Raw genomic sequence first — 4,831 nt, forward strand, 5'->3', positions numbered from 1 at the left:
TAATGGCCCGACATGGGCGCGACCAGCAGGATCTTGCGGTTCATCGGTTCGCGGCGGGCGACACGGAAATGCACCAGATCGCCGAACGGGCGCTTCACCTCGGGTTCGACATAGACGATGTGGTCCTGACCGTCGGCACCGATGACCGGCGGGATCTGCCAGTCGGGCTTGATCACCATCCGGGCAAAGCTGCGTTCGGTCACGCGGCCCCACGCGCTCATCAGTTTGAAGGCGGGGTGCGGGATCAGCGCAAATGCCGGATAGGACGACATCGCGCGAGCCGTTGCGCCCAGCCATTCGTTGGTGTTCCGAATCGTCTCCATCGCGTCATAGGAGACGATTCCCTTGATTCCTCTTATCGCCATACGAGCCAACCTTTTGCTGCGTTGCGGCATTCATGGACGCGCCTTGCCAGTGGTGATATTCGAAGAATGCCAGCTTTACGCCATCACCGCTCAGCGCGTAATATCAGAAAGTCTTAGGGGGGAAATCGAGCCATGGCAAGTCGTTCAAAAGGTGAAGGTAAAGATGTTACGCTGCGTCCGCGAAAGCGTGCAGTCACGGGAAAGCAGAAGGATTCCACTGCTGTAGAAAGCGGCAGCCCTGAATCGGCACCCGTTCGCCGCAGTGCAGCGAAATCCGCCACCGCGCCCGAAAAGAAGGTGACGAAAGCGCCTCGGGCAAAGACCGCAGCCAAGGCTGCCCCTGCAGAAAAAGCCGCCGCAAAATCGGCGGCCGCACCACGCAAGGCCGTGACGCCAAAGGCTTCTGCGGCCCCGGCCCCCGTCCGGAAAATCGATTCGCAGCCCGCCGCAGAAACCAGGGCCTCAATCCCCGCCCCCAAGCATGAACCAGAACAGGGGGACGAGTTCCAGATCGCGGGAATCGGCTTTCCCGCCGCCCGCAAGCTGGCCGAGAATGTGGAACGGATCGAGACGCTGAGCCAGCGTCTGGTCAGCGCCCTGTCCGAACGTCCGGCCCCCAATCCCGGCATCGAGGCCCCCGGCACCGATTTCTTCGTGACCGCCGCGAATGCCTGGATGAAGACCATGGCCGAACAGCCAACGCGGATCATCGAACAGCAGGTCAATTTCTGGGGCGAAACGCTGAAGCACTATGCCAAGGCGCAGATCGCGCTGGCCAAGGGCAAGCTGGCGGCCCCCGAGGATGACGAGCAACCCGCCGGGCGGCCGGACAAGCGCTTCAAGAACCCGCTGTGGCAAAGCCATCCCTATTTCAATTTCGTCAAGAAACAGTACGAAATCAATGTCGGCGCGCTGCGGCGCGCTGCGGCCGATCTTGACCTGCCCGACGATGTGACCCGCAAGCGCCTGGACTGGATGACCAACCAGATCGTTGACATGATGGCCCCGACAAATTTCCTGGCCACCAACCCCGATGCGCTGGAAAAAGCCATCGAGACCGAGGGCGACAGTCTGGTCAAGGGGCTGGAAAACCTGGTGCGCGACATCGAGCATCACGGCGGCGATCTGGTGGTGTCGCTGGCCGACCGCGAAGCCTTTACCGTAGGCGAGAATATCGGCGCGACGCAGGGCCGCGTCGTCCACCGCTCGCCCATGTTCGAACTGATCCAGTTCGCGCCGACAACGGAAAAGGTGCATGCCCTGCCCCTGCTGATCTTTCCGCCCTGGATCAACAAGTTCTACATCCTTGACCTCAAGCCCGAAAACAGCCTGATCCGCTGGCTGGTCGCGCAGGGCTATACCCTGTTCATCGTAAGCTGGAAAAACCCCGATGCCAGCTATGCCGATACCGGGATCGAGGAATATATCGCCGCCTATCTGGAAGCGATGGACAAGGTGCGCGAACTGACCGATCAGCCCAAGCTGAACGTGGTCGGCTATTGCATCGCGGGCACCACCCTGTCGCTGACCCTGTCGCTGCTGAACAAGCGCCGCGACAACCGGATCAACAGCGCGACCTTCTTCACCTGCCTGACCGACTTCTCGCATCAGGGCGAATTCACCACCTTCCTTCAGGACGATTTCGTCGCCGGAATCGGTGCCGAGGTCGAACGCACCGGCCTGATGCGCGCGGCGCTGATGTCGCGCACCATGAGCTTTCTGCGCGCCAACGATCTGGTCTGGGGCCCGGCGATCCGCAGCTATATGATGGGCGAGGCCCCCCCCGCCTTCGATCTGCTGTACTGGAACGGCGACAGCACCAACCTGCCGGGCAAGATGGCAATGCAGTATCTGCGCGGATTGTGCCAGCGGAACGACTTTGCCGGCGACGGGTTCGAGATTCTGGGCGAAAAGCTGCACCTGTCGGATGTGAAGGTGCCGCTGTGCTCGGTCGCATGCGAGGGCGATCACATCGCGCCGTGGAAGGATTGCTGGCGTGGGGTGGCGCAGATGGGTTCGAAGGACAAGACCTTCATCCTGTCCGAATCGGGCCATGTCGCGGGCATCGTCAATCCGCCCACCAAAAAGAAATACGGCCATTACGCGGGCAGCACCGATTACGAGAACGGCTGCGAAACCTGGCGCGATGCCTCGGGCTTCACGGAAGGAAGCTGGTGGCCACGATGGGACGCCTGGCTGGGCGAACGGTCCGGCCGCCTGGTCGATGCGCGCCAGCCCATCGACGGGCTGGAAGCCGCGCCCGGCATGTATGTGCACGAACGGGCCATCTGACCTTGCGGCACTTCGGGGCTGCGGCGCAATTTTTTTCTGCGCCGCAGCATCTGGCCTCTTGAAATGCTGCGGCGCGGCATGTAGATTGGTTGCACGAAACAAGATTGAGTCGCGGCGAACCCTGATCCTTCCCCTGGCCGCGCAAAAACTGGAGTGACTGATATGGCTAAGACCCCTGATTTCGCAAAGACGATGCAGGACATGATGGCGAACTTCCCGGTTGACACCTCGTCGGCTCAGGAAGCTTTCAAATCGCAAGCCGCACTGGGCGAAAAGCTGGCAAAGGTCGCGCTGACCGCCGCCGAGCGTTCGACCGAAATCTCGGCCCTGTGGGCCAAGGACGCCATCTCCCGCATGGGCGAGCTGGCCACCACCAAAGAAGAGCCTTCGGACTATGCCAAGGCCGTGACCGATTTCGCCTCGGCTTCGGCCGAAGTGGCCGCCGAGCATATGGCCGCCTTCGCCGAAGTTGCCAAGAAAGTGCAGATGGACACTGTCGATCTGATGCTGACCGCTGGCAAGGACATGGCTTCGGAAACCCAGAAAGCCGCTGAAAAGGCCGCCCGCGACACGCAGGCTGCCGTGAAAAAGGCCGCTGCCGCGACCTCGAAGTAATCGCCGTCATGGCGATCTTGGGCAAGGGGCGGTTTATCCGCCCCTTTTCCCTGTGCAATTTGCGCTTTTTTCTTTGCCTTTTCTTGGCTTTGGACACATCATTGTCCAAACAAACTGGATGAGAGGCCCCGGATGGCCACGCGACCCGCGCCCCTGCTGATCAAACGTTACGCCAGCAGGCGGCTCTATAATACTGAAACCAGCGACTATGTGACGCTTGACGACATTGCCGGGTTCATCCGCGAGGGACGCGAGGTCAAGATCGTCGATCTCAAATCCGGCGACGACCTGACGCGCCAGTACCTGCTGCAAATCATCGCCGAACATGAAAGCCGCGGCGAAAACGTCCTGCCGATCGACGTGCTGACCGATCTGGTGCGCAGCTACACGTCAAGCGCGAATTCCGTGGTGCCACAATTCCTTGCCGCCAGCTTCGAAATGCTGCGCCAGAGCCAGTCGAAGCTGATGGAAAACATGGCCTCGATGCCGAACCCGATGATGAGCAACGTGCCGGGCTTCGAGGCGATGCAGCGCCAGCAGCAGATGTTCCTGCGCGCCATGATGGGCGGCTGGCGAGGCGGCGCAACCGGCCCCGACGCCGAAGGCTTCGAAGCACCGGACAATCCCGCCGACAAGCCCGCAACCGCGCCCAAACCCGGCCCCGCCGCGCAGGATGCCGAAGACATGAACGAAATCCGCCGCCAGCTTGCCGAACTTCAGAAACGGATCTCGAAGCTCTGACTTGCAGAGGACGAAACGACAGGCTAGACCACGCCCTACGGAGCGGTGGCCGAGTGGTCGAAGGCGCACGCCTGGAAAGTGTGTAGGCGGGGAACCGTCTCGAGGGTTCGAATCCCTCTCGCTCCGCCACTTGCACATTGCAAACCCGAAAACAGGTCCCTCGCGGGGCCATTTTCTTTATGTGCCAAAGGGGTTTGCAGGGACCATCCGCCCTTCGGAGACTGGCCTGCCGCGCGAGATCGGTCTCCGAACGCCCACCGTCTCTTTCCACCCGCCCCTCGCTCCCGGCGAGACGGGTTCAAAACCCCCATAGATTTCAGTGAGCTGACCGGATCGCATTGCGCCCGTGTTTCGCTGGTTCCGGCTTGTCACAAAGCAGACGGAGACGCGACACGGGCGGCGTGGTCGTTGGTATGTCTTGGGAGTTTTGCGCGAAGTTCCTGGGAGGCAGTATCGATCGAAAAGATCAGGGGGCAACCGGCGTGGAGGGGCCTCGCGCGGGATCAGGGCAGACTATCGGGTGAGCCTTCACCAGGTTCTTGGGAGATCACCAGCCTTCGCCGTGGATCTGTTTCCTCGGCATTCCCCTGAAGCCATGCAAGGATGTGCCGCGAGTCCTCTACCGAAACCGTTGCATCACGGGAGATGCGGAACCCTGCCATGCGTTCAAGATCGCGCGGTCCCAGCATCGATCTTTCCAAGTACGTCCGGATCGAAAAGACCGGCATGGGATCTGGAAAGAATGACTTGGCCGCAGCATTCACGCGCAGCGTGCGCAAGACCAGTGCCCCATCACCGTGTGGCATGAGCATGTCGTA

4 protein-coding genes, 1 tRNA gene and 1 pseudogene are annotated in these 4,831 nt (G+C 61.2%); 4 read left to right on the forward strand and 2 right to left on the reverse strand.

Features of this window, described 5'->3' with window-relative positions; all coding sequences use genetic code 11:
- A pseudogene (locus ACK5L9_RS08170) lies at positions 1 to 365 on the reverse strand (polyhydroxyalkanoate depolymerase); the annotation flags it as partial.
- A 297-nt stretch (positions 366 to 662) separates the two neighbouring features.
- On the opposite strand from ACK5L9_RS08170, the gene ACK5L9_RS08175 reads away from it, so the two are divergent.
- The 4 genes from ACK5L9_RS08175 to ACK5L9_RS08190 all read left to right on the forward strand — a co-directional run bounded on the left by ACK5L9_RS08175 (position 663) and on the right by ACK5L9_RS08190 (position 4,142).
- Positions 663 to 2,657 (forward strand): PHA/PHB synthase family protein, encoded by a 1,995-nt coding sequence (locus ACK5L9_RS08175; protein ID WP_416910976.1) that lies wholly within the window; start codon positions 663 to 665, stop codon positions 2,655 to 2,657.
- 162 nt (positions 2,658 to 2,819) lie between these two features.
- Positions 2,820 to 3,272, forward strand: coding sequence for a Phasin (locus ACK5L9_RS08180; RefSeq protein ID WP_416910977.1), 453 nt, complete (start codon positions 2,820 to 2,822; stop codon positions 3,270 to 3,272).
- Between the two features lie 132 nt (positions 3,273 to 3,404).
- Positions 3,405 to 4,013 (forward strand): polyhydroxyalkanoate synthesis repressor PhaR, encoded by a 609-nt coding sequence (gene phaR, locus ACK5L9_RS08185; protein WP_416910978.1) that lies wholly within the window; start codon positions 3,405 to 3,407, stop codon positions 4,011 to 4,013.
- A gap of 39 nt (positions 4,014 to 4,052) precedes the next feature.
- Positions 4,053 to 4,142, forward strand: a tRNA-Ser gene (locus tag ACK5L9_RS08190).
- 374 nt (positions 4,143 to 4,516) lie between these two features.
- Here the strand turns inward: ACK5L9_RS08190 and ACK5L9_RS08195 are convergent.
- A partial coding sequence (locus ACK5L9_RS08195) for a hypothetical protein (protein WP_416910979.1) occupies positions 4,517 to 4,831 on the reverse strand: 315 nt, incomplete at its 5' end.

The sequence above is a fragment of the Paracoccus sp. (in: a-proteobacteria) genome (genome assembly GCF_047973135.1).
Taxonomy (GTDB): Bacteria; Pseudomonadota; Alphaproteobacteria; order Rhodobacterales; family Rhodobacteraceae; genus Paracoccus.

Coding starts and splice junctions, on each gene's coding strand:
- ACK5L9_RS08180 (WP_416910977.1), top strand. CDS start 2,820: ATGGCTAAGACCCCTGATTTCGCAAAGACGATGCAGGACATGATGGCG.
- phaR (WP_416910978.1), top strand. CDS start 3,405: ATGGCCACGCGACCCGCGCCCCTGCTGATCAAACGTTACGCCAGCAGG.